At 45.2% G+C, this 24,993-nt stretch carries 19 protein-coding genes; 12 read left to right on the forward strand and 7 right to left on the reverse strand.

The features are described 5' to 3' along the window. Positions 1–28 precede the first annotated feature (28 nt). From MKX59_RS24190 to MKX59_RS24200, 3 genes are read right to left on the reverse strand one after another with little or no spacing between them, the layout of a single operon-like run. Positions 29–1,222, reverse strand: a complete 1,194-nt coding sequence (locus MKX59_RS24190; protein WP_023986889.1) for a Ger(x)C family spore germination protein — start codon at positions 1,220–1,222, stop codon at positions 29–31. Continuing rightward, a complete protein-coding gene (locus MKX59_RS24195; protein WP_068941337.1) occupies positions 1,215–2,318 on the reverse strand; it encodes a GerAB/ArcD/ProY family transporter in 1,104 nt (367 codons plus the stop codon). Before MKX59_RS24195 ends, MKX59_RS24190 begins: the two co-directional genes overlap by 8 nt. A gap of 24 nt (positions 2,319–2,342) precedes the next feature. Then, complete coding sequence (locus tag MKX59_RS24200) at positions 2,343–4,022, reverse strand: spore germination protein (RefSeq protein ID WP_068941338.1); 1,680 nt, start codon at positions 4,020–4,022, stop codon at positions 2,343–2,345. A gap of 232 nt (positions 4,023–4,254) precedes the next feature. Here MKX59_RS24200 and MKX59_RS24205 point away from each other — a divergent pair, with 232 nt between their 5' ends. The 8 genes from MKX59_RS24205 to nirD all read left to right on the forward strand — a co-directional run bounded on the left by MKX59_RS24205 (position 4,255) and on the right by nirD (position 13,543). Next, the gene (locus MKX59_RS24205; protein ID WP_068941340.1) at positions 4,255–5,265 is read left to right on the forward strand and encodes a LacI family DNA-binding transcriptional regulator; all 1,011 of its coding nucleotides are present in this window, start codon (positions 4,255–4,257) and stop codon (positions 5,263–5,265) included. Positions 5,266–5,689: 424 nt separating this feature from the next. Continuing rightward, positions 5,690–6,346, forward strand: a complete 657-nt coding sequence (gene rpe / locus MKX59_RS24210; protein WP_025719989.1) for a ribulose-phosphate 3-epimerase — start codon at positions 5,690–5,692, stop codon at positions 6,344–6,346. A 19-nt stretch (positions 6,347–6,365) separates the two neighbouring features. After that, complete coding sequence (gene rpiB / locus MKX59_RS24215) at positions 6,366–6,815, forward strand: ribose 5-phosphate isomerase B (RefSeq protein WP_340859114.1); 450 nt, start codon at positions 6,366–6,368, stop codon at positions 6,813–6,815. A gap of 42 nt (positions 6,816–6,857) precedes the next feature. Continuing rightward, positions 6,858–7,817, forward strand: coding sequence for a DUF7916 family protein (locus MKX59_RS24220; RefSeq protein ID WP_023986895.1), 960 nt, complete (start codon positions 6,858–6,860; stop codon positions 7,815–7,817). A 140-nt stretch (positions 7,818–7,957) separates the two neighbouring features. Further along, entirely contained in the window at positions 7,958–9,817 is a 1,860-nt protein-coding gene (locus MKX59_RS24225; RefSeq protein ID WP_340859116.1) for a beta-glucoside-specific PTS transporter subunit IIABC, read from the forward strand. Then, the gene (locus MKX59_RS24230) at positions 9,814–10,485 is read left to right on the forward strand and encodes a DUF4867 family protein (RefSeq protein WP_023986897.1); all 672 of its coding nucleotides are present in this window, start codon (positions 9,814–9,816) and stop codon (positions 10,483–10,485) included. The genes MKX59_RS24225 and MKX59_RS24230 overlap by 4 nt, the downstream gene beginning before the upstream one ends. A gap of 259 nt (positions 10,486–10,744) precedes the next feature. Next, positions 10,745–13,174, forward strand: a complete 2,430-nt coding sequence (gene nirB / locus MKX59_RS24235; RefSeq protein WP_076295384.1) for a nitrite reductase large subunit NirB — start codon at positions 10,745–10,747, stop codon at positions 13,172–13,174. A gap of 39 nt (positions 13,175–13,213) precedes the next feature. Further along, on the forward strand, positions 13,214–13,543 hold the full coding sequence (gene nirD / locus MKX59_RS24240; protein ID WP_023986899.1) for a nitrite reductase small subunit NirD: 330 nt from the start codon (positions 13,214–13,216) through the stop codon (positions 13,541–13,543). A 71-nt stretch (positions 13,544–13,614) separates the two neighbouring features. Here nirD and MKX59_RS24245 read toward each other — a convergent pair whose 3' ends face one another. The 3 genes from MKX59_RS24245 to MKX59_RS24255 all read right to left on the reverse strand — a co-directional run bounded on the left by MKX59_RS24245 (position 13,615) and on the right by MKX59_RS24255 (position 19,394). Continuing rightward, positions 13,615–14,880, reverse strand: coding sequence for an exosporium glycoprotein BclB-related protein (locus tag MKX59_RS24245; protein WP_076295383.1), 1,266 nt, complete (start codon positions 14,878–14,880; stop codon positions 13,615–13,617). Positions 14,881–15,115: 235 nt separating this feature from the next. Next, positions 15,116–19,006, reverse strand: a complete 3,891-nt coding sequence (locus MKX59_RS24250; protein ID WP_340859119.1) for an immunoglobulin-like domain-containing protein — start codon at positions 19,004–19,006, stop codon at positions 15,116–15,118. A gap of 46 nt (positions 19,007–19,052) precedes the next feature. After that, complete coding sequence (locus MKX59_RS24255; RefSeq protein WP_023986902.1) at positions 19,053–19,394, reverse strand: phage tail protein; 342 nt, start codon at positions 19,392–19,394, stop codon at positions 19,053–19,055. Positions 19,395–19,632: 238 nt separating this feature from the next. On the opposite strand from MKX59_RS24255, the gene MKX59_RS24260 reads away from it, so the two are divergent. Genes MKX59_RS24260 through MKX59_RS24270 form a run of 3 tightly spaced genes read left to right on the forward strand, consistent with a single transcriptional unit; the run spans position 19,633 to position 23,649 of the window. After that, positions 19,633–21,333 carry a spore germination protein gene (locus tag MKX59_RS24260; protein ID WP_340859122.1) on the forward strand — a complete coding sequence of 567 codons (1,701 nt, stop codon included), beginning with the start codon at positions 19,633–19,635 and terminating at the stop codon, positions 21,331–21,333. Positions 21,334–21,358: 25 nt separating this feature from the next. Then, positions 21,359–22,453, forward strand: a complete 1,095-nt coding sequence (locus MKX59_RS24265; protein WP_028541065.1) for a GerAB/ArcD/ProY family transporter — start codon at positions 21,359–21,361, stop codon at positions 22,451–22,453. Beyond that, the gene (locus MKX59_RS24270) at positions 22,450–23,649 is read left to right on the forward strand and encodes a Ger(x)C family spore germination protein (RefSeq protein ID WP_076160538.1); all 1,200 of its coding nucleotides are present in this window, start codon (positions 22,450–22,452) and stop codon (positions 23,647–23,649) included. The genes MKX59_RS24265 and MKX59_RS24270 overlap by 4 nt, the downstream gene beginning before the upstream one ends. A gap of 63 nt (positions 23,650–23,712) precedes the next feature. Here the strand turns inward: MKX59_RS24270 and MKX59_RS24275 are convergent, their stop codons facing one another. After that, a complete protein-coding gene (locus tag MKX59_RS24275; RefSeq protein ID WP_023986906.1) occupies positions 23,713–24,261 on the reverse strand; it encodes a PadR family transcriptional regulator in 549 nt (182 codons plus the stop codon). Between the two features lie 166 nt (positions 24,262–24,427). Between MKX59_RS24275 and MKX59_RS24280 the strand changes: the two genes are divergently transcribed. After that, entirely contained in the window at positions 24,428–24,919 is a 492-nt protein-coding gene (locus MKX59_RS24280) for a phenolic acid decarboxylase (protein WP_013308656.1), read from the forward strand. Positions 24,920–24,993 lie beyond the last annotated feature (74 nt).

Genomic DNA, 24,993 nt, shown 5'->3' on the forward strand with positions numbered 1-24,993 from the left:
GCTTTTATATAAGGCCAATTCGACTCTTTCATTCGGCAGATGAGCCTAAATCCGTAATAGATAATTTTATATCGAAGGTTACGGGTATTTTGCTGAATTTGTAATCCCAATCATCCTTTACTTTTTTCCACACTTGAGGCTGCTCAATATTTAAACGTTCACCAAAACTGGCGACATCGACTTTATATTCTGATTGTAATTTGTGCATAAGAGACTTAATCCTTCTAGTCACTTCTTTTTCAAATTCTTTCTCAGCCTCTTTCATGTTTCGTGTCTCTGTCGGGTTCACTTTCTCATCCCAGTTTTCGATTAAACGTCCTTTGGATTCAATTTTTACGTGAAACGAGATATCGTTACCCTCGGTCACCTTAGCTGTTATTTTGCTTTTTACCGATTTGATCTCATAAGTTATAGCTTCATTCCGCTTGTCATACGTTTTGACAGCTCCGCCCTCAACATCACCTTTAATCCATGCAATGCTCTCTACGTCTTGTTGTCCCAAACTACCGATCCAGTGACCGGTGTCTCCTTTAATAACACCAGCACCCGAAAATTCTAATTCTCCATCGGATTCAGAAATGTTTTGCAATATATAGCTTTTTTTGGAGTGCATCAACCCATCCAACTCAGACAAATTGACTCCCCTCATCACCTTGCTGGTTCTGAAATGATTACGAAGCATATATAGAATATGAATGGATGGGACCTCGTCCTTATATTTGGTAACTAAGGTATCAGCTGCACGTTCCTTACTTAAGAAAACAAAACAACTCGGACGAATATCATTATCACGAAGCACAAAATCCATCAATTGCTGCATCGTCTGTTGTTCTGCCAATTTGGTGGAAACCACCATGACCTTTAGATGGTGACCAATAATCGGGCGATCCAGACGGAGGGATAATTGCCGGAAGATTTCAAGTAAAGAATCCCCGGTGGCAGCTATATTAATATAGTTTGGCCCTTGTCCACCACCTTGTTTTGCCGTGTTTCCAAAAGTCTTTTTGGGGACGATTTGCACAGTGGCAGTAATTTTATTTTTCTTGAAGTAACGGCTGCCTTCCTTTTCCAGGTCCTTTTCCACTGTGCTGGGCTCACCCTTATCCAGAGCCAGTCCTGTATACATGCTTAGTTCTTCTATTTCTCTGCTGCTCCAGCAACCGGCTTGAGTTACCAGGAGAATGAAGGCAAGCAGCAAAGATAGGATTTGTTGCCTATACATTTTGCTTCATTCCCTTCTTCCTGATCATGAAAACGATGGAGAGAAGTACCGGGACCAGAAAAAATAAAATGATTCCCATGTATCCGATCGCATCGCCTAGGCTAAACACTTCCATCATACGAACAGGAGTCATTGTGGAGATAAAGATAATTGGGATTAAGCCGAAAATCGCATAACGATATTTAAGGCCAAATACCTGTGAGACACCTAAGGATGCATTGAAGAAAAAACTGCAGAAATTACAAAACATTTGCATCATCCAGATTACCAGCAACGGAAACTCAAGACGTTCAAAAAGAAATCCGGAGATTTCAAAGCTGCGCATTAAATTAATGGTGGGCCAGGTACTTGTCATAGTAGAGTCCACCGATAACCCGCCAACTACCATAACTACGGTCAAAAAGTATAATACCCAAGGGATGCTGATTCCCACTACCATGGCCTTTATGGCTTTTTCAGGGTATTGTAAGAAAGCGACCAGTGTCATGATGACTTCACATCCAGTGAAAACAAGGACAGTCGACTTTAGCCCCTTAACTACTGGAAGAATACCGCTACTCAATACAGGACGAAGATGGTCAATTTCAAAGATCCTTAGGCTAAGGACAAAACAGATGAGTAAAAAGAAGAGACTGATCGGGAGTACAATCTGGTATAACCGCGCAATGGGATTAATACCTCCAAAAACCAGATAACTTCCCACCCAGATGAATGGAATCACAATCGCCCATATGGGTGTCCCTTCAAGCAAAAAATAAATCGTCACTTCAGCTAAAACACGAATCTCAAAGCCAGCGATGATGATAAAGTATATGATTAATAATAGACTTAAAAATCCTCCTGGAATGATACCGACGATTCTCCTGGAGTATTGATACACAGTGTTTCCGGGAAATTGTTGGCTTAATTTTACCATGAGCAACACCACTAATATGACAATACATCCGCCAAGCAGGACAGAGAGCCATGCATCCGGAGTCTTTACCGTTTCAGTTACACCTCTCGGCAGTGTCAAAATCCCTGCGCCTAATACCGTATTGGTCAGGAATACTGCCGCCTGTTTGGATGTAATCTTATCATCAGAACGTCTAAACACAATCCTTCCTCCTTTCTCCGGGTGCTATGATTTGCGCTTGCTTTGCTGAGTTTTCATCATAACGGGTCTTCGTTTCATCAGAGATATAGGGGCTCGAATGTACACATCCTTCCAGTCGCTTGGACGCATAGGGGAGAAGGGAGTCACATACGGTACGCCAAAGCTTTTTAATTTCGTCAGATGGATACAAATTAACAGAAAGAACAATACGGTTCCAAACATGCCCAGGATTGCTGCAAATAGCATGCCGACGAAACGCAAAAGACGCAAGGTAATGCCCGCACTATATGTCGGTATCGAAAACGAAGAGATGGCAGTAACCGAAACCACAATCACCAGGAACGGGCTAACAATGCCCGCATTGACAGCAGCATCGCCGATGACTAAGCCTCCCACAATGCCCATGGCAGGACCGATAGGTTTGGGCAATCGTATGCCGGCTTCCCGCAGGATTTCGATAGAGATTTCCAGAATCATAACTTCTATGACAGATGGAAAAGGAACGCCTTGACGGGTCTCGATGATGCTAATAATCAGCTTGGTTGGAATCAAACCGGGATGAAACGATATGAAAGAGATATATAAAGCAGGACCCATAAGCGCTATAAAAGCTCCGCAAAATCGTAACACGCGTAAAAGTGTCCCTGGAATCCAGCGCTCATAATAGTCCTCGGGAGATTGGAGTAGCATACTGAAGGTCACCGGAACAATAAGTGCAAAGGGAGTACCATCCAGCAGAATCGCTACTCTTCCTTCCAACAAGGCACTCATGACACGGTCGGGGCGCTCAGTGTTGTGAGCCTGCTGGAACGGACTTAAATAATTGTCTTCAATAAGTTGCTCCACATAACCGGATTCAGCTAAAAAGTCCATGTCTATTTTTGAAATTCTGCTGTTTACTTCTTCGAGGAGATCCGGATTCACAATATCCTTGATGTACGCGACAACCAGATCTTTTTTGATTCGGCTTCCCACTTGGAATTTCTTCATTTCCAGACTTTTGTTTATGCCTTGGCGTCGAAGCATCGAAGTATTTTCACTTAATACCTCCGTAAAACCGATCCTGGGACCCCGAAGTAATGCTTCAGAGGTTGGTTCATTGACGGAGCGAATGGCGCCATTAGGCGAGCCTACCAGCAGTGCTCCCTTCATTCCTTCAATTAATAAGGCAGTATGCCCTAAAAGTATAGACTCCTGCAGGTCCTCCATATCAGCAACTTCACTAATTTGCGTAAGCGGCATCAAGCTTTCTTTTATAAAAGAGCTATTTATACTTTCCTGCTGTTCCTGTGGGGCCTGCTGGCCGTCAAACATCAAGACCTCCAATACCTGCTTGCTCATTAGCTTTTCATCCTGCATACCATCTATGAAGACTAAAACGGACCGTGCATGATATTTCTTTACTACAAACTCACGAAAATGCACATCACTATTTTCGCCTATAGCTTCTTGGATCGACTTTAAGTCGGAATCATAATTCCCTGTAATTTTGGAGCTTGGTTCATGCTGCTGATCAGCGTGGCCTTCGTTATGTTCGTCGGAAAGAGAACGACCAGAAGAATGCTTGGATTTCGCTCCCTTACTGCCAACAAACGAATAAATCGAGGTGTTTATATAATAAATCCCTAAAGGAATAATCAATGCGAGGCCTGCTTGAAAGAGTGTACTCCAGCTTGGAATATAAGAAATTATTTTAGACCACATGATGATCACCTCCATACGATTAATTCATTTTTCCTTAAGATACAAGTTGTTCCTAAAGTATTCCTTATAAAGGTTGTATTTACTCATTAAATGGTATGTTGACTTGTGGTCTCTTCGTATTTTGGCGGAAAACTCTTTCTATGCTAGTGTGTCAGTTGACACCCATATTAGGATTATGTTAATCTCCAATCAGGAAAACGTTTACTCAATATAATTATTTGAGGGAAATAATATGAAAAAAAATCAAGTGTCCATAAAGGATATTGCCAGGTTAAGTGGAGTTTCTGTAGCTACGGTTTCCCGTGTGATTAACGAGAATGGTCGCTTCTCTGAGGAAACACGGCAGAAGGTTGTTGAAGTAATCCAAAAGTACCAATATGAGACTAACAGCATCGCCAAAAGCCTGCGGATGAGTAAATCACAGACGATTGGCGTTTTGGTGCCGGATATTAATAATGAATTTTTTTCAGTCATTGTACAAAAAGTGGAAAGCTTCTTTTTTAAACAAGGATATTCTACCATTATATGTAATACTGCTAAAGATGCGGAGAAGGAACGAGAATATTTGAAAACTTTGGATGGAAAAATGGTAGATGGTCTGATCTGCATTTCGGGTCAGGAGGAGCTTTCTGCGGAATTGCTTAAACGTCCCATTCCGATTGTATGTATTGACCGACGACCAAAGATTAATACGAACGTAGCTTTTATTGAGTCCAATCATTATGAGGGTGGATTTTTGGCGACAGAGGAGCTGATTAACAAAGGCTGCAAGGAAATTTTGCTGTTGACCAAGCAAAACAATCTATCCTCTGTTAATGAGCGTCTGTACGGGTATAAAGATGCTCTGCAAAAGCATGGACTGCATCCATCCGAGGACCGCTTGGTTGCAGTTCGCAATGATGGGCCTACTCTGGAGACCGCACAGGCTGCTATTAAACATGTCTTGGAAAAAGGACTGCGGTTTGACGGTATTTTTGCAACTAATGACTGGTTGGCTTTGGGCGGATTACTGGCGTTACAGAAATTCGGAGTACAGGTCCCCGGTGAAGTCAAGATAGTGGGTTTTGATAATGACACAATTTCCCAATATTGTAATCCACCATTGACCACAATTGAACAGGATAAAGAAACACTTGCAGATAAAGCTTCCAGTATGCTGCTTCGTATGCTGAGTGGAGACAAGATGGAACAAGAGCAGCATTATTCCATCCCAGTACGATTGATACAACGCAGTACCACCTAGTTTCGTGGTCAGATATCATCTTGCATTAGCCAAGGGAGAGGTGAGCATAGGTACTGTTTTACCTCTCCAGAGTAAGATGGTCGAGCTGTGCTCTATTATGCTGTAAACTTTCCCGTTTAATATCCAACAAAAAAATGGTTTGACAACAATATCAGAAAATGATAACTTTAATTATGTTAAATGTAATCGTTTACCCAATCGTTTACCCAAGAGAGTTCAGAATCCATATGATGTGTGAGAAACCAACAAGTGATGGAGTTCGAGCCATGAACTGTTGTTATTTTTTCAATGGGTAAACGTTTTCTCTACTGATTTATTCAATACCAAAGGGCATAAAGATCAACTGCTGCTTTTTGGAAAATGGAAAACAGATTATGTCGTTTGAGTAATCGTTTACTCTATTTTAGAAGAAGGGTGATTATGAATGAGTATGCTATTATGTCCTTCCATGATGTGCGCTAATTTCAGCTCCTTGGAACATGAAGTAAACGCGCTGGAAGAAGCCAATGTGGATATTTATCATATTGATATTATGGATGGTAGATTTGTCCCTAATTTCGGAATGGGGCTTCAGGATCTGGAGTTTATCCGTAAACAAACTCAAAAAACAATGGATGTACATCTGATGATAGACAACCCTTCCGCCTACATTGATTTATTTGCTGATAAGGGTGCAGACATCATTTATTTTCACCCGGAGGCCGACATGCATCCGACGCGTACCATTGATCGAATTGTTGGAAGCGGGGTAAAAGCGGGAATCGCTCTTAATCCGGGAACAGCCATTGCTGCGGTGGAACCTTTACTTGGCATGGTTGACTATGTGCTGGTCATGACCGTAAATCCGGGTTTTGCAGGGCAAAAATATTTACCCTTCGTGAACGACAAGATTAAAGCACTGCAAGCTTTTAAACACGAAAAGGGATTGAATTATACAATCGTGGTTGATGGGGCTATCTCCGAAGAGAAGATCAACGAATTGACACACTACGGGGTTGAGGGATTCGTTCTGGGGACATCCACTTTGTTTGGTAAAGAAGAATCTTACAAAACCATCATTAACAGATTAAAAAATATCTAATTCGGGGAGGAATAAAGCCATGAAAATTGCCATCGGTAGCGACCATGTGGCTGTAGAGCTTAAGACGATGATTTCAGCCTATCTTAATGAACTGGGTCATGAGGTCATGGACTATGGACCACAAACTTCAGAAAGAACTGACTATCCGAAGTATGGAAAGCTCGTTGCAGAGGCTGTGGTCGGAAAGCAGGCTGACGCAGGTATTCTGATTTGTGGCACAGGCGTGGGAATATCCATCTCGGCCAACAAAGTCAAGGGAATTCGGGCTGTGGTATGCAGCGAGCCTTACTCTGCACAGCTGTCCAAGCAGCACAACAATACAAATGTTCTTGCATTCGGTGCACGTGTCGTTGGAAGCGAATTGGCGAAAATGATAGTGAAATCATGGCTGGAGGCTGAGTTTGAAGGAGGACGCCATGGTGACCGCATCAAGATGATATCCGACATCGAGGAACAGTATTTGTGCTGACAAACGACCACTTAAAACATAAATGACTTGGAGGAGATTACATTGGCAAAAAGGTTAATCGCGAGCACGAAAACGGATATTTTGAAATTTAGCGCAGCAGACCTAAAAGAATCCATTCTGGCTTCTGAAGGGCGTGTCATTATGGGACAGCATCATGTGATGCTGAATTCCGGCCTGGTCGATGGCGTTACCAATGCGGAGATCCAAGCAGCTTACGGCGCAGATATGGTTATGCTGAATGGCTTTGATATGATCAAGGAAGAATCCAATATCGGATTGCGTGAAATGAAGCATGGCAAGCTGGCTGATAAGCCGTATAGCCTGAAGCAAATCAAGGAATGGGCCGGTGTTCCGCTCGGTATTTATTTTGAGTGTCCAAGCCCGGATGCTCAGGTTGCGGGAGAACAATATGTGGAGGCCAAAGAAGGAAGAATCGCTTCCAGAGAGAACTTCCTGCGTGCCTTAGAGATTGGAGCTGACTTTATCGTATTGGGAGGAAATCCTTCCGCAGGTACAACCTTTGAACGGATCATTGAGGCTACCAAGCTGGCAAAAGAAACACTGGGAGACAAAATCCTGATCTGCGCCGGAAAATGGGAAGACGGAACCATTGAGAAAGTATTGGGTGATCCACTGAGCGAGAGACCTTCCAATGAAATTATTAAAGACTTGATCGATTCTGGTGCTGACGTTATTACGTTGCCTGCACCTGGCTCCAGACATGGTATTACAGTGGAGCACGTCAGACAATGTGTAGAATTTGTCCATTCATATAAACCCGGAACGCTTGCTCTTTCTTTCCTGAACAGCTCAGTTGAAGGGGCAGATGTTCAAACGATTGCCTGGATCGCACTCATGATGAAACAGACGGGCGCGGATATTCATGCCATTGGAGATGGTGGTTATGCAGGAACACCTCTTCCTGAGAACGTATACCAGCTTGCGCTGTCCATTAAAGGACGCAGACATACAATCAAGAGAATGGTAGGAAGAAGCCGGTAACGATTGACCCCGTGTAATTCAGAGACTCTATATTCTTTTCGTACTCCTTGGAGTGCGCGTAGAGTCTTTGAATTACCACCATCCATGTAAACGTTTACTTTTATAGAAAAATGCCAAATGAGGATAAAGGAGCGAGCAGTATGTCCGATGAAAAACTGGCAAAAGACATTTTAGCGTCCGTTGGCGGAGAAGGAAATGTCTCTAGCTTGGTGCATTGTGCCACTCGGTTAAGATTTAAATTAAATAGCAGGGATCAGGCCGACAAGAACCAAACACAAAATATTCCCGGGGTTATTACAGTTGTTGAAAACGGTGGACAATATCAAGTGGTCATTGGAAATACGGTAGGGGACGTATATAAAGACATTTTAAAGATCAGTAGCCTTGGAGATGACGACAAATCGAATGCATCCGCTGCTCCTGAAGGCAACTGGTTCAACAAAACGGTGGACATTATTTCCGGTATTTTTACACCATTTTTGGGGGCACTGGCAGCTTCGGGGATTTTGAAAGGGCTTTTATTAATGCTCGTCTCGTTAGGATGGCTCACCAAAACAGGTGGTGTCTATTCGATCTGGTTCGCTGCCGCAGACAGTATCTTTTATTTCCTGCCGATCGCGATTGCTGTGACCTCTTCGAAGAAATTTGGAGCCAATACCTTTGTTGCGCTTGCGGTAGCAGGGGCTCTGGTGTATCCGAATATTATTACTTTGTATAACGATAAAACGGATATTTCGTTCTTCAATATTCCTGTTGTTCTTATGAGTTATACTTCTTCGGTTATTCCAGTGATTATCGCAATTTGGTTGCTATCCATTCTGGAGAAATTCCTGAATAGAGTAATTCATGATAGCGTGAAAAATTTTATAACGCCACTTATCTGTCTGATGGTCATTGTTCCCTTGACTCTGATTGCGGTTGGACCAATTGGAATATATGCGAGCTTGGGGCTGGCTAAGGGTTACACTTTCTTATACAATTTGAGTCCGATTGTAGCGGGAGTCATTGTAGGTGCCGGGTGGCAGATGTTAGTTGTTATGGGGCTCCACTGGGCGTTTATTCCTATCATGTACAATAACATTGCGGTATACGGTCATGATACTTTGAAACCATTATTTGCGCCTTCTAACTTTGCACAAGCAGGTGCGGCACTGGGTGTATTCCTTAAAACCAGAAATCCAAAAGTGAGAGCGATTGCCGGGCCTGCAGCGATAACAGGTTTGTTTGGCATCACGGAACCGATCATCTACGGGATTAGTATCCGCTACAAAAAACCGTTCGTATGGGCTATTATCGGGGGCGCTATCGCCGGGGCAATCACAGGTGCGGCGGGTTCCGTGGCAATTGCTCCAGGTATACCGGGCTTGGCATCCCTGCCGATATTCTTCGGCACAGGATTTGCCGGATTCGTAATTGCCATTATCGTAGCTTATATATTCACAGCCATTACCACGTATTTCTTTGGATTTAATGATTCCATGGAAACAGAAATGATTGCAGTCCATGAAGAGAAGAAAGAAGCTGCAACCCCAGCTCCTGCGCTAACGAACGAGAATATTTCCAGCCCGCTGACGGGTACTGTCAAACCGTTATCCGAGATATCTGATGAAGTGTTCTCTACTGGAGCCATGGGTAAAGGCGTTGCTATTGTGCCTGAGGATGGCAAACTGCTCTCTCCATTCAACGGAACTATAGCTAATGCCTTCCGTACAGGCCATGCGATTGGTATTGTATCGGATGGAGGAACGGAGATCTTGGTTCACATCGGTATGGACACCGTCAAGTTGAAAGGACAGCATTTTAAAACGCATATCTCAGAAGGGGATCGGGTTACCAAAGGTCAACTGCTGGTCGAGTTTGATATTGGAGCAATTAAAGCTCTGGGCTATGACATGACTACACCGATTATTGTGACGAATACAGCCGAATACTCTGACGTTAAGGTGCTGGGAAATAACCGAGTGTACACAGGAGATTCATTGCTGGAGGTCAAGCTATGAAGACTACGGAAAGACTAAATCAAATCAATGCACCTTTGGTTATTTATGAGGTAATGAGCGAAGCATTCCGCCCGTATGGAAGGCTGCTGCCTCATTTTAATACCACAGAGCTTATCAAGTATGCAAAAGAAACGACCAGCGTACCCGATCAGGGAAACCATTATGTACCTTCGGTCGCAGAACTCGAAGACTTCGGTGTAATTCACCGGATTCAAGATGAGGTGTACGGCCAACTTCCAATTCAGGCTGGTTTTTGCGCAGGTCAGAATACGGGTCTGACCGGGCTGGAATATCATCAGGGCAGCGAGGTGGTGATTGCCGCTACAGACTGTATTCATCTTGTCGGCAGAGTACAGGACATTGAGGACAATTCCTATGACAGTGCAAATGTTCAGGTGTTTTTTCAGCCTAAAAACACGGTTGTCGAGATATATTCAACGACACTTCATTATGCTCCCTGTAAAGTTGACAGTGAAGGATATTTGACGATTGTGATCCTTCCGGCAGGAACGAATATGCCACTTGAAGCGGGAGAAGGTAGCCGGGGGAACCTACTGCTGACTAAGAAAAATAAATTTCTTATGGTTCATAGTACACAGATGGAAAAAATCGCGGCTGGCGTCCATCCCGGGCTGCACGGGAAGTTGCTGAATATTTCACCCATTTGAGTCAAAGTCCATCATTCATAAATTAAATTAAGGGACCAGCTAGCTGGTCCTTTTTTTTAACTCAATTTCAGCTGCTTACCTTTATCCCTTGAAGCAGAATAGGGAAATCCCTAAATATTTTTAATTTGAACTACATTGTGATTCTAATCACATATAGCTCTATCTGCTGCATTAAAATAGAAGCATAAGCAATATTCATAGGAACGTAGGAGATGTCGTCGGATAGGAAGCATCGTCGAATGAATGGAGGAACCGGTATATGATAAACAGTAAACAAAAACTTGTGGTTATAGGGAACGGGATGGCTGGTATCAATACGGTCGAACAAATTTTGAAATTAACGGATAAGTATGAAATTACGGTCCTGGGAAATGAGCCGCATCCGAACTATAACAGGATCATGCTCTCTTATGTGTTGGAAGGTAGTAAAACGATTGATGATATCATACTGAACGATTTGCAATGGTACGCGGATCAAGGGATTACTTTATATACAGGAAAAATGGTGAAAAGCATTGACGGTGAGAACAAGAAGATTCGCACCGAAGACGGACTGGAAATTGATTACGATGTAGCTTTGGTAGCTACTGGTTCACAATCATTTATTCTGCCTATTCCGGGTAAAGAATTACCGGGTGTCATCGGTTTCCGAGATATCGCCGATTGCTCGGCAATGCTTGAGGCAGCAAAGACCTTTAAAAAGGCAGCTGTCATTGGTGGAGGCCTATTGGGGCTGGAAGCAGCTAAAGGCTTGGTCAACCTGGGTATGGATGTTACGGTCGTTCATTTAATGGAGGATTTGATGGAACGCCAGCTGGACCGGGAAGCCTCTGCGATGCTGAAAGCAGAACTAGAACGCCAGGGAATCAAGTTTGCTATGCAAATGCAAACTGCGGAGGTGTACGGTCAAGATCGGGTACAAGGACTGCGGTTTTCAGACGGAAGCGAGCTGGAAGCGGATTTGGTCGTTATGGCCGTCGGGATCAAACCTAATATTCAGGTGGCTGTGCAAAGTGGCATGGAAACGAACCGTGGTATTGTAGTCGATGATTTGATGAGAACCTCCGTGCCGGATGTATATGCTGTAGGGGAATGTGTTGAACACCGCGGAACCTGTTACGGCTTGGTAGCTCCGCTGTTTGAACAGGGGAGTGTAATTTCCAAACATTTGGCAGGTGCGGATACTGAAGGTTATATGGGATCGGTGGTTTCCACCAAGCTCAAAATTTCAGGGGTGGATGTTTTCTCAGCTGGCGAATTCATAACCCAGCCTGAACATACGGTGATTGTTGCAAAGGATGAGTGGAAGCGCACATACAAAAAAGTGCTGCTTCGTGAAAATAAGATTGTAGGAACTGTACTGTTTGGCGATGTGAGCGAATCTGCTAGCCTTCAAAAATATGTGCGTCAGCAAACGTTGATGACTGATGAGATATATGGACAGATCATGGGTACTGGATGCAGCAAGGACGGGGCGAAATCATTATCCGCTGAAACGATGGCTGATGATGAAATTGTCTGTGGCTGTAACGGTGTAACCAAAAAGACGATTGTGGATGCGATTAATGATAATGGACTGACCACAGTCGATGAAATTAAGGCATGTACCGGAGCAACGCGTTCCTGTGGAGGGTGTAAGCCGGTTGTAGAGCAAATTCTGCAGTACGTTCTTGGAGACAGCTTCAAGACGTCAGCCAAGCAAGGAATATGTGGCTGCACAACTTTGAGTCGGGACGAGATTGTGGAAGCGATCAAAACCAAAGGGCTGACAACAACGCGTGAAGTTATGAATGTACTGGGTTGGCATAATGATGAAGGATGCTCCAAATGTCGGCCAGCGCTGAATTACTATCTGGGAATGATTAACCCGGATACCTATGAAAATGAGGGAGATTCCCGTTTTGTAAATGAGCGATTGCACGCGAACATTCAAAAGGATGGAACGTTTACAGTTGTTCCTAGAATGTACGGTGGTGTAACGACCCCAGAAGATTTGAAGAAGATAGCAGATGTTTCTCTTAAATACAACGTTAAGGTCGTTAAAGTAACAGGAGGACAGCGGCTTGATTTGATCGGTGTCCGTAAAGAGGATCTGCCTAAAGTATGGGAAGAACTCGATATGCCGTCGGGATATGCCTACGCGAAGTCACTTCGTACAGTTAAAACCTGTGTTGGATCACAATTTTGCCGGTTTGGCACACAGGACTCGATGGGAATGGGAGAAGTGTTGGAACGGAAATTCGAACGACTGGATTTCCCGGCAAAATTCAAATTAGCGGTTAATGGATGTCCACGCAACTGTGCGGAATCATGTACCAAAGATATCGGAATCGTAGGTAATGATGGGGGCTGGGAGATCTTTATCGGTGGTAATGGCGGTATTAAAGCGCGGTTGGCTGATTCACTCTGTAAAGTAAAAACCGACGCCGAGTTGATTGATATTGTAGGAAGCGTAATGCAACTCTACCGGGAAACAGGACAATACCTGGAACGTACTTCGGAGTGGGTGGAACGGATCGGTCTGGAGGAGATTCAGAAGGCTGTCGTTCATGATACAGATCATCGACAAGCTTTAGTAGAACGCATCGAATTTGCATTACAACAGGTCGAAGACCCTTGGAAAAAGATCATCAATGATGAGGATTCACGCAAAAATTTATTCGAGGTTGTCACCCCGTCTATTGTGTAATTGTATCTAAAATGCCTGAGGAAGGGAGCGATCAAACAAATGATCAAAAATGCCGAATGGCTTGTCGTCGGTCATAGTAAGGATTTTCCGATCAGAATAGGGCGTACCATCCATATCAAAGGTACTGAAATTGCTGTTTTCCGCACTTCGGAGAATGAGCTTTATGCCGTTGAAAATAGCAGTCCTCATCCCAAAGGAGGTCCTCTTACAGAGGCTATAGTATCTGGTCATTATATCTATGATCCTTTATATGACTGGAAAATTGATCTGCAGACAGGCATCGTTCAAGAGCCTGATCACGGACAAATTAAAACGTTCGCCGTTTGTGAAGAGGGAGAAGAAGTAAAAATATCGTTCGAAACGGTTTAGTTCGTCTGTTGGAATACAAATAAAAAGGGCTCGACAGGAACAATCCTGCTGGGCCCTTTTTTCTTTTTGGATCAGGTAATGGTGACGCCTGCACTTGCATAACCTACGATAGTGTTTACGAGGGAAATACCTGTAGCTGTGGCAGAGAAGACAAGGAGCAGACGAGTCTGTGCGGTTACGGGGATAGCCAAACCAGTAGTAATGCCGCTAGAGGTCGTTCCCAAAGCAACAATGCCATTCAGTGGAGGGGCCAATGTAACGATAGCTCCCGGAACTGCTGTGAAAGTGTTATTAGGTGTTGGGGAACTAAACAGCTGGGCAGTAATTGTCGCAGTTGAACCCACGAGAGTTAATGCAGCTGTTGTACTGAAGTAACCAGTAATAGATGTAATTACGCCATCCCGTGGTACGGAAAAAGCAAAGTTAATCAGAGGTCCTACAAGTGTACCTGTCAGGTCTATGACCCCGCCTACGAGGCTAATACCTGTTGCTGAGCTCCCAAAGCCGATCAAACTTGTGGTTCCTACCACTCCGCCAAGAACAGTTGTCAGTATAGCAGGTCCTCCTGAAGCAAACGGGATGATGGCTCCCGAGCCGGTGGCTCCGGTAATCCCTGTAACGCCCGCAGCACCCGTGGCGCCGACAGGTCCGGCCGGGCCTTCCGGTCCAGCGGCCCCGATAGGCCCGGCGGCGCCAACAGGTCCAGCCGCTCCAATGGGCCCCGCAGGCCCCACGGGCCCGGCAGGGCCAACAGGTCCGGGTGCTCCGATAGGTCCAGCGGCGCCGATAGGTCCGGGAGGCCCTTGTGGCCCTGGTCCACCTGCGGGTCCAGGCGCACCGCCGGGTCCCACAGGTCCAGGAGGTCCTTGTGCACCGGACTCCCCTGACAAGTATGTTTCACCTAATACGTTGCTAACCGTCGTTCCAGCGATTCTGATCGCGCTGATTAAGCTGTCTTTAAGAGCAGGATCAAGGGATTCTTGTAAAACGATGGACAATAGGGCATCCAGCAATTGTTGCAGTGCAGTACCTACGCCGATCGGAGAGAAAGGTGTAGCTTCTAACGCAACAATAGCAAGCTCCAGCGCTGCCAGCAAGTCTGCCTTAACCCCGCCTCTAAGTCTTAAGCTTTTCGCCAGAGACAACAAACGTCTTAAAATCTGTTGCAAGGAAGATACATTAGCCGCAGAGGGGTTTGCGAATACGACGGGGATGATCGCGGTCAATTCATTAATCAGTCTGAGAAGAGCTTCGATACTTTTATTTACTCTTGTTGGTTTACAGTCTTCGTCTTTTTTTGAAGCACCACTGAACCTGAACGGTTTTTTATGTTTCATGCTCAAATATCTCCTCCTTATCATTCTTCCTACTGTAGAGGTGATAGGTGGTTCATCGCCCCGCTTCGCAGATATTCATAATATATTTACTGAAGCGAAAAGGGTGAATAAACAAGCAAAAATGATTGTTGGAGGCTTGTACATAAAATATACATAAAAAAATACGGCCCCCGAAAAGCTTGGAGGCCGCGTTGTATTTGCTTATACTCATCTGATGTATGAAGCTTGAAAAGTCTTATTTAAGAATACGTACCAGCAGTTCAGCCATCTCACCTCTGCTGATGGCTGCTTTTGGCTTGAGTGTTCCATCTGGATAACCGCTGATCCAACCGGAGGATACTGCATTTTGAAATGCTGCGGAGGCCCATGCTGAAATCTGCTGCTCATCCTTGTAGGATTGCAGTGCAGTAGTACTGGAAATGGATATCTGATTCTGCATCGCGTGTGACAGGATCACCATCGCCTGCTCACGGGTAAGACTCTCATCAGGTCCGAAAGTTTGAGCGGCTAGCCCTTGAATCCATCCCTGACGATGAGCAGAATCCACGGCTGATCCAGCCCAGTGTCCCTGCATATCTGTAAATGAGGTAGAAGGGCTCTCATCTCCAGCAGTTCCCAATGCTCTGGTCAGTATGGCTACAAATTCTGCACGGCTTACAGCGCGCTCAGGGCGTATGTTGCCGTCTTTATAGCCTTGTATCCAGCCTTTGTCTGCAAGAGATTGCAGGGACTTCGCTGCCCAATGGCCTTGTACATCCGGCCATACCTGAGCTAGCTCTTGCGAATCTGACGAATTGATTTGGTCATTTTGCACACTGGCATTATTGGTTTGAGACTTTGCGTCTGTGGCGACGACAAAGGTACCTAACCCGGTCGTATTGACACTCACACCCGACAAAATCCCTTTTGAATCCATTACAGCAGTCCCTTTTAGAATCTCACGCTCGCCATTCTCATGAATAACAAGAATGGAGAACTGGGGCTCTGCATTGTGTAACTCACCTAAGGATTCGTTATCCAGCGGTAGAATGATCGACGAGGTTCCTGTCACATTGGCTTTGATGTCTGTAACCGGACCCATCAGCGTCAGGCTGGATTGTTGCTCAGCCCAATCACGGATCTGCTGTGCACGTTGTACATCCACCTGCTGGAATGACAATGTAACGTCTTGCTGGCCTGAGGCCATGCGGGTTAAGGTGTCACCGGATATCATCAGTGTACCATATCGGGATATTACCGATGCACCAATCTTATCCCATTTATTCAGTAAAGAATGAGAAAGGATAACACGACTCAGTTGCTTCTCCTGCTCCAAACGAATGTCTGCGTATGCTTTGCCTTCGCGAAGTGCTTGCTGTATCTGCTCATCCAGGAATGCCGGCGAAGGAACAAAGAGGGAGAACTCTTTCCCTTGTTCGGAAATTCCGATCTGTGGTACGAAAGCAGATAGATCCTCATTCTTATCTTTGTTAGATTTGCCTGTGTTTGCAATTACCTTGGCAGGGACGGTGACTTCTATGGCTTGCGTCAACGCACGAGAACCATCGCTTACCCTCATAACATCCAGCATGATAGTTACAACGGAAGGAGTATCTGCTTGAACAATAGTTCCGTCTGTACGCACGATGTCTGGCTGGCTACTGCTGCTGATGGTCACACGGAAACCATCAGGTACAACAGGCAACCTGAGCAGTGTGTCACTTGTTGTAGGAGCTGGTATGCTTGTGATGGAATCCGCAACGCGCTGCGCGGTTAACCCTTGCGGATATACTAGCCCTGACGGGGCACTCTTCATACCATTTACGTTCTGTAGCACATAGTAGCTGGCTCCTTCAGGCACAGGTGTAAATGTATATTTTCCCTCTCCCGAACCGATTCCTTCCGCTATAAGCTCCTGCTGGGCATTGTACAGTTCAAGCCGTGCGCCTGGTAAGGCACCTGTAACGACCACAGAGGCTATATCCCCATTGCCTGCTGCGGCTCTAACAGCACGGGGCAGCACGTTTATATGGCGCTCTGCTGGCTCCGCTGTCCAACCTCCATTGTCGCTATAAGCATAGTTCAATACATATACACCGGGTACATTTATATCGACATTCCCGTTACCTGAAAGCTCAGGGATCAGGATATTGCCGTATACGCTGTCCAGTACACTGGCTCCCGGATCAGTGAAGCTGTCACCGGCTTCCAGAACAATTGGATTACTGCCGTTCAATCGTACGTAAGGTGTATTCGGTAATGCCTTCAGCACTGTGATTGTGAATGTTCTTTGTACAGAAGCGGTACCTTTAGAAATAATGGCAATTAACTGTACATTCATATCACCGTCTGTATATTTAGGCCGATTCACCTGACCGCTATTGCTGAGAATATCTGGTTGATCCGAAGACCAGTCGATCTGGGTGTCAAATGCTCCTGTACGAGGCAGAGCGATGGAATCCTTAATCCCTTGCGGATAATCCAAATTCAGTGTATTAGCTGCCAAATTTACGGCTTCATCAGCGCTTACGGGCAATGCTGGCACGAGCAGGCTGAATGTTTTTCGTAGCTCAACCCCGCCTCGTGACACAACTGCTTCCAGCGTGATGGTCTGATCGCCCTGCACATAGCTTGGGAATGTTACATGCCCAGTATGATCCAAGAACTGGGGCTGAGTCGATGACCATGACACCTGAACACCATGCAGAGCGTCTTTTGGCAAATATACGTCTCCGGTTACTGTAGTCATTGGCAGCTCAAGCGCCCTGTATGCTGCGTCAACGGCTTCTGTATCGCTCATGGGCAGACTGAGTACATGCGCAGTAAAGTTCTTTGTTTTCGTTAAGCCTGCAAGTTGCAGGGTAGCCGTTAGGGTAACATCCGTATCTCCACTGTTATAAGAGGGTCTGGTGAGTGTTCCATCTGCTGCAATGACAAGAGGTTTGGACGAGGACCATTCGATCTGCGCTCCACCATAACCGGATAAAGGGAGAGAAATACTCTCTGTTACCGCAGACAAATTGCCAAGCGAGAGGGTGTCTGCTGCTTGATCCAATGTATCTTGTGCAGTTATCTTCGGTACGGTAACTTCGAAAGTTTGAGTATCCGAGGCGCTTCCCTTCGCAATCGTAGCTGTCAGTTTTACTTTTCGGTCACCCAGATCGTACCGCGGGCGTGTGACAGCCCCCTCGTTCGTAATGACGTCAGGAGTATCCGAACTCCAGCTCACCGTCGTATCATTCAATCCAGCGAGTGGCAGTGTCAGCTTTTGGGATACGGAATCAACTGTATCTCCAGATGCGAAGCCTAATGCAAGAGCAGCTTTGGCCTGTGCAACTCTCTCGGCATCGGTAAGTATGTTCACTTTAACTTCTGAGGGAGTGCTCTCCCCCTTAGCATTCACGGCCTGAACCGTGTAAAGGGCTTCACCTGGCGGCAATGCTGAAGTGTCTATGAATTGGGTTAAGTTACCTGAATAGAGCGTTACACTATCTCGTATGACTTTGTATGAAGTTGCATAAGGAACAGCATCCCAGCTTAACTCCACTGTATTTCCATTTTTGGTTCCTGTAAAATGCCCCGGAGCCTGTGGAACGGGCAATCGCTCCCCATAAGCTGCGAATTCCATGATGGAAGCCCACTGATTGTTTCTTGTATTTCCTTGATCAATATATAATCGCAAGTATCGTGTAGTTACAGGGGCAATGTTCTTTTCAACATTAGAGCTCTCATTATTCTGGACGGTATCAACAGTCACCCAATTACTTCCGTTGCTGCTTGTTTGCAATCGGAAACTGTATGGATCACGTTGATCCTGCCACCCGTTATGGATTCCCATACCTGTAACAACGTATCGATCTACGATATACCAGTCTCTCAGATCTACCTGAATCCATTTTTCACCGTTGCTGGCTTGATACCAGCGGCTTGTTGGTTCGATTGACCCATCCACAGCTCTGGAGGGATCATAGGGCTGGCTGTAGCCACTGGATGTGGCTGGCTTGTTAAGCACCACATTTTCCCAACCGGCAGCGTGAACCTCATTCGTCCCTATGAGCAGGAACGTACCGCCGATAAATGGCAGCAATGGAACCAGCAAGCGATAGGGTTTCAATTTGTTGCGTGTGAAGTTATTGCCTTCGAGCACGCCATCACCTCTTCTTCATTAATTAGCCCACCGATGAACACATTCATTAAGGGCGGGATGGGTAAACCCCTTCGGTTGCGATATAGTAGTTTACATTCGGCAACGGGGAAGCCCCGCGCAAGTCGGGTAATGCAAATGTGCTCATTCCATCGCCGCCAAAATTAGTGCCCAGCAGACTGAACAGTGCTGTATTTTGCGAAATAGATAAGAGCTGACCCTCGCATTTTAGCCAACCTTTAGGAGCGAACATGTACGGGTACACCGTAATTTCCCCAATATAAGGCTCATAACCTGCATGTGCCTGTTTGGGACTGATCGCCGTTCCCCCTAACAAAATGACCGCTAACAAACTCAACACAGCGGCTTTCTTCCAAAAATGATTCTTCATACCTACAACTCCTTTTTAGTTTCGAATAATGGCCCACGAATTCAACAAATTTGTGACATTAGTCATAGAATGAATAGATATTATCATGTAATTCCACTTTTGGCACTACAGTTCATCTATCAAATTCACCTTTTTATTCCTTTTGTGAGTAAAGAAATTTATTCCATTGCCCATGCATCTTTTTTCTAATCCAGGTAAATCTATATACAAATCCTATGGAAGTGAAGGAGGAAAGAGTGTGTGGCAGGTCATCGGAACTCATATGCCCAAATGGAACGTATGGATGGAAGCTTTCTTTTTGTTCCTCATCCCTTTGATTATTTTTCTGACGGTACGACAAATTAGAGCGATGGATGGTCGAGAGAGCAGACGTATGGAACGATTAAAGCTTTTAGAAGAAGAAGACCGTTCGCAGCATGCAGATCGTAATCCGTCTGTAAGTGAGGCTGAGAAGGTAAAAGGGACCTTTACCGAAGATTATGAAGCCAATGTAGCAAAAATCAGACAAGCAGTTACGGATATGTCAGACGTGAACGAACGATCTATTTTTCTGGAAAAATTGAACGCTGTAGGCACACTTTTTTTTGTGGATGGATTAACGGACAAGGTTGGCATGGATCAGAATATTTTAAAGCCGTTGATGGATTGGGGCAGCTCCGGGCAAGAGGGGGAAGATCTCCCGAGAGGAGAAGAGCTTCGGGATATGTTTATTCGTCAGGTTATGCTGGTATCGGAGACAGAGTATACGTTAGAGGTGCAGTTCTCCTTGCAAAAGGTGCTGTTCGGTTCAGTCATACTCTTGATTCAGGGCATACCGGGTGCTTTCGTGCTGGGTACACCCAAAGGGAATACACGAGGGGTGGAAGACCCCATATCGGAATCGGTGCTGCGGGGACCGCGAGTCGGTTTTACAGAGATACTCAGCGATAATACAGCGATGCTGCGCAGGCATGGAGAAAGTACGGAACTAGCCATGTCGTCCTTTAAAGTCGGCAAAAGAGTGGAAAAGCAGCTGATGGTGGTGTATTTCAGAGACATTGCCGACCCGGAGCTTGTAGATGAGGTAAAACGGCGGGTCAAAACCATTGATATGGATGAGGTGCTGGAGTCGGGCTATGTGGAGCAACTTATTGAGGATAATTTTCTTAGCCCCTTTCTGCAAATTCAAAATACGGAGAGACCGGATCGGGTCATGGCTGCATTGCTGGAGGGACGTGTGGCGATTCTGCTGGACGGTACACCTTTTGCGCTCCTTATGCCTGTGACGTACGGGATGATGCTCCAGTCTCCCGAAGATTACTATGAACGATGGATACCGGGGTCGCTTATTCGATTTCTTCGTTTTATGGCAACTACGATATCTCTGTTCGCCCCGGCGCTCTATATTTCCTTTATCTCGTTTCATCCCGGACTGATTCCAACCAAGTTGGTCATTTCCATTATCAGTGCGAGACAGGGAGTTCCGTTTTCGACGCTGATTGAGGCCCTGATTATGGAAATTTCCATCGAAATTTTACGCGAGGCAGGACTTCGGCTCCCCAAACCCATCGGTCCAGCGATGGGCATCGTCGGCGGTTTGATTATTGGACAGGCCGCTGTTGACGCCGGGATTGTGAGTCCGATTCTCGTTATTGTGGTAGCGGTCACGGCGATTTCTTCCTTTGCCTCACCTGTATACAGCGCCGGGATCTCTATGCGTGTTCTTCGTTTTGGGGCCATGTTCACGGCTGCTATCTTCGGTTTGTATGGAGTGATCATGTTTTTCCTGATGCTGAGCATTCATATGGCTAAATTACACAGCTTCGGCGTGCCATATCTTAGCTTAACGGCCCCCCGTTCATTGAAGGACTGGAAAGATTACTTTTTGCGAGCACCGTTACAATTTATGAAAAATAGACCCATTCTATTGAAGCATAAAGATCCTAAGCGACAAGGATGAGTTCAACAACACAGGAGGGAGCAAGATGGCCCGTGGGAAAAAAACGGATAAAATTACAACGTTACAGACGACGGAAATCGTGCTTTGCTTTATGCTGGCTGCCGGGTTGCTTACTCTTCCCAGAGTAGCCGTTGAAACTGCAAAAACACCGGATGTGTGGATGTCCGTCATTTTAGCAGGGGCTGCCACTTTCCTGTTCGGATGGATTATAGTCAAACTAAGTTCACGGTTTCCAGAAAGCACCTTTTACCAGTATGTTCAGCGGATAACTGGCAAAGCCATCGGCAAAGTGTTGGGCATCTTGTTCGTCATCTATTTTATTTGTATAGCTGCATACGAAATCCGAGCTGTGGAGGAAGTAACGTCGTTCTTTTTGCTTGAAGGAACTCCAGTGTGGGCTATTTCAGCCCCCTTTATGTGGATCTCTCTGTATCTCTGCTTGGGGGGGATAGGTACATTGGGTAAAATATGTCAAGTTATATTCCCGATTACGGCAGCTATCTTTTTATTGATATGTTTGCTGAGTTTGAATATTTTCGAATTGAATAATTTGCGTCCTGTTTTGTCCGAGGGTGTGATGCCAGTGATTAAAGCGCTCAAGACTACAACCCTGACCCTAACGGGGACAGAGTGCCTACTGTTTATTCTTTGTCGGATGGAAAAACCGGAGAAAGCAACTAAGGCGGTCGGACTGGCAATCGGGATCTCGACCATTTTTTATACAGCTACGCTGATCTTATGCATTGGCGCCTTTTCGGTGGAAGGAGTTATGACCAGAACCTGGCCTTTTTTAGACTTGGCCCGCTCCTTTGAAGTGGAGTATCTGTTATTGGAACGGTTCGAATCCCTATTGTTGTCCATTTGGATCATGCAAATTTTTGCTACATTCAGTATTGCTTTTTATTGCGCTTCGCTCGGAGTTTCTCAAATTTTGAATAGCTCTTATTCCAAGGCGCTGTTTATTTTGCTCCCGTTCATCTACGTCCTGTCCCAAATTCCCAAAAATCTGAATGAGTTATTTTCTTTTGGAACGATGATCGGGAATGCAGCTTTCGTTCTATTCGCTCTGCTTCCACTCCCTCTGCTGCTTATTTCTCATTGGAGAGGGGTGCGGTCATGAAGAGAGTCCAGTCAGGATTACTCGGAATGGTGGCTCTCCTGACATGCTGTACACTTTCAGGCTGCTGGAGCAGCTCTCCGGTGGAGGATCTAAATCTGGAGACGGGCATTGCTATGGATGTAGTGTCACAATCTTCACAAGAAGAACAAATTAAACGGAAAGGAGGAGACTATCCGAAAAAAGAGTTAATCACCGGAACCTTTCAATTTATCATCCCAGAGGAAAGCGGCGGCTCCAACAGCTCCTCCCCACAAGCTAAAAAGTTTTTTAATATTACGGAAACGGGGGATTCCGTTTTTGAAATGTTAAGAGAAATTTCATTGCGAACCAACCGACCGCCCATCGGACAACATTTGAAAACGATTATTATCAGCTCCAGTCTGCTTCGCAAAATTCCATTGTATGAGCTGCTGGACTTTTTCTTGGGGGATAATGACATTCGGCCCAGCGTCCAGCTGCTGATTAGTACAGACAAGGCGGGCAATGCGCTTCAGGAGAAAATTCCTGGTCAAATTCCTGCCTATATCTTAAAGGATATTTTCGAAAATCGTAAACGGAATGCCCGGTTGATAAAGCCCGTGGCTTTGGTTAAAGTGGTCGGGCCCATGAAGGGGAAAAGAAGCTTTATATTGCCCAATGTCATTACGGCGGAGAATGAAATCAAGCTCGCAGGTGCGGGAATCATCAAGGGAAAGACACAAACCTACGGTGGCTTTCTGAATGAGTCAGAGGTCGAGGGCCTCATGTGGATCAAAGGTCAATTGGTTGGAGGCGTGCTGAAAAGTAGTGATCCCCAAACCGGTAAAAATATAGCCTATGAGATCAAAGCGGTGAAAAGCAGGATCAAGGCCATCGTTCAGGGGGGCGACATTTCCTTCCAAGTAAAAATGACCTCAGAGGGACGCGTTTCCGAGGTTTTTAACAAGAAAGAAAATTTGCGTAGCAATGATGTGCTCGGACAAGAAGAGAGTATCTTTCAGGAGAGAGTTAATTCATTAGCTGAACAAACTGTAGCCAAAATGCAAAAGCTGCAGGCTGATGTTGGAGGTTTCGGAGAAGCGTTGAGGATTCAGCATCCTAAAGTTTGGCGTAAGGTTAAAGAGGATTGGGATAACATTTTTAGTACCATTCCTGTACGTTTTAGCACAGATATCCATATTGAAGATTACGGCTCTTCGATTACGACGGCAGACTAGTTTGCACCTATTTAGAAAAACCTTCAATACCACGAATCTACGTGGCGTTGAAGGTTTTTTAGGCTATTCAAACAGGGACAGTGTTTCTTCCAGCCACGTAATATAGCTTTCTTCCCGATTAATGGCACGGCTCAGCACCAGATAATGCCCAAATTGATTAGAACCGGGGGCTTGAAGGTTCTCGTCCAGCCGTTGGAGGGATTTTTTACTTTCGTACAGATACTCCAGCTTCTCTTTACGTTTGATTATCTGGTCCTCGAACAATCGCTTGTTCTCTTCCTTGGGGATGGCTGCTGAGAAATACAGCATGAGCATAAACTCATCCTTTTCCGTTTCCGGTAACTCTTTGGCGCTCAACAGCCATTCGGTCAGCTCTTGGGTTCCTTTGGGGGTGATGCAGTACAGCTTCTTTTCCAGCTTGGCTCCTGTAATGGAGGTGCGATATTCAATAAGCTCCTCTTCGGTCAGCCTTTTTAACTCAGGATAAATCTGACTGTGTTTGGCGCTCCAAAATTGTCCGATTTCCTTCTTGAATTGACTCGTAATATCGTAGCCGCTCATTTCCTCTTTATGAACCAGGCCCAAAATGGCGTATTTTAATGTGCGTTTCAACGTAGTTCTCCTTGTCAAACATTATTTGACACTAGTATACCATAGTGCTACAATTTATATGAACTTAACAACATGTTTAACATTACATGTTTTGAATTGAATATTTTTATTTTTGGTCTCCTATTCAATTCATAAAAACTTATAATTTAGGAAAGAAGGATGCAAGATGGACAAGTTTATCGGCAGCCACATGATCTACACCTATGAGAATGGTTGGGAGTACGAAATATATATTAAAAATGAAGATACGATCGATTATCGCATTCATAGTGGTATGGTAGGCGGCCGCTGGGTACGTGATCAGAAGGTCAATCTGGTGAAGCTGGTGGAAAATGTGTATAAAGTATCGTGGACCGAACCGACAGGCACTGACGTGTCTCTGAATTTTATGCCTGAGGAAAAACGTATGCACGGCATTATTTTCTTTCCTAAATGGGTTCATGAGCATCCGGAAATCACTGTGCGGTATCAAAACGATTTTATTCCGCTGATGGAGGAATCGCGTGAAAAGTATGAAACATATCCGAAGTATGTGGTTCCTGAATTTGCAGATATTACATTCATCGAAAATGCAGGTGTGAACAACGAACAATTAATTTCCCAAGCACCTTATGCAGGAATGACAGACGATATTCGTGCAGGTAAACTGCAAGTGTAATCAACTCTGTGCTGAAAGTGTAAAAGCCTGGCCTGTGATAAACAGTCTCAGGCTTTTTTACGTGAACTGGAAAG

The organism is Paenibacillus sp. FSL R7-0340 (assembly GCF_038002205.1).
Taxonomy (GTDB): domain Bacteria; phylum Bacillota; class Bacilli; order Paenibacillales; family Paenibacillaceae; genus Paenibacillus; species Paenibacillus polymyxa_B.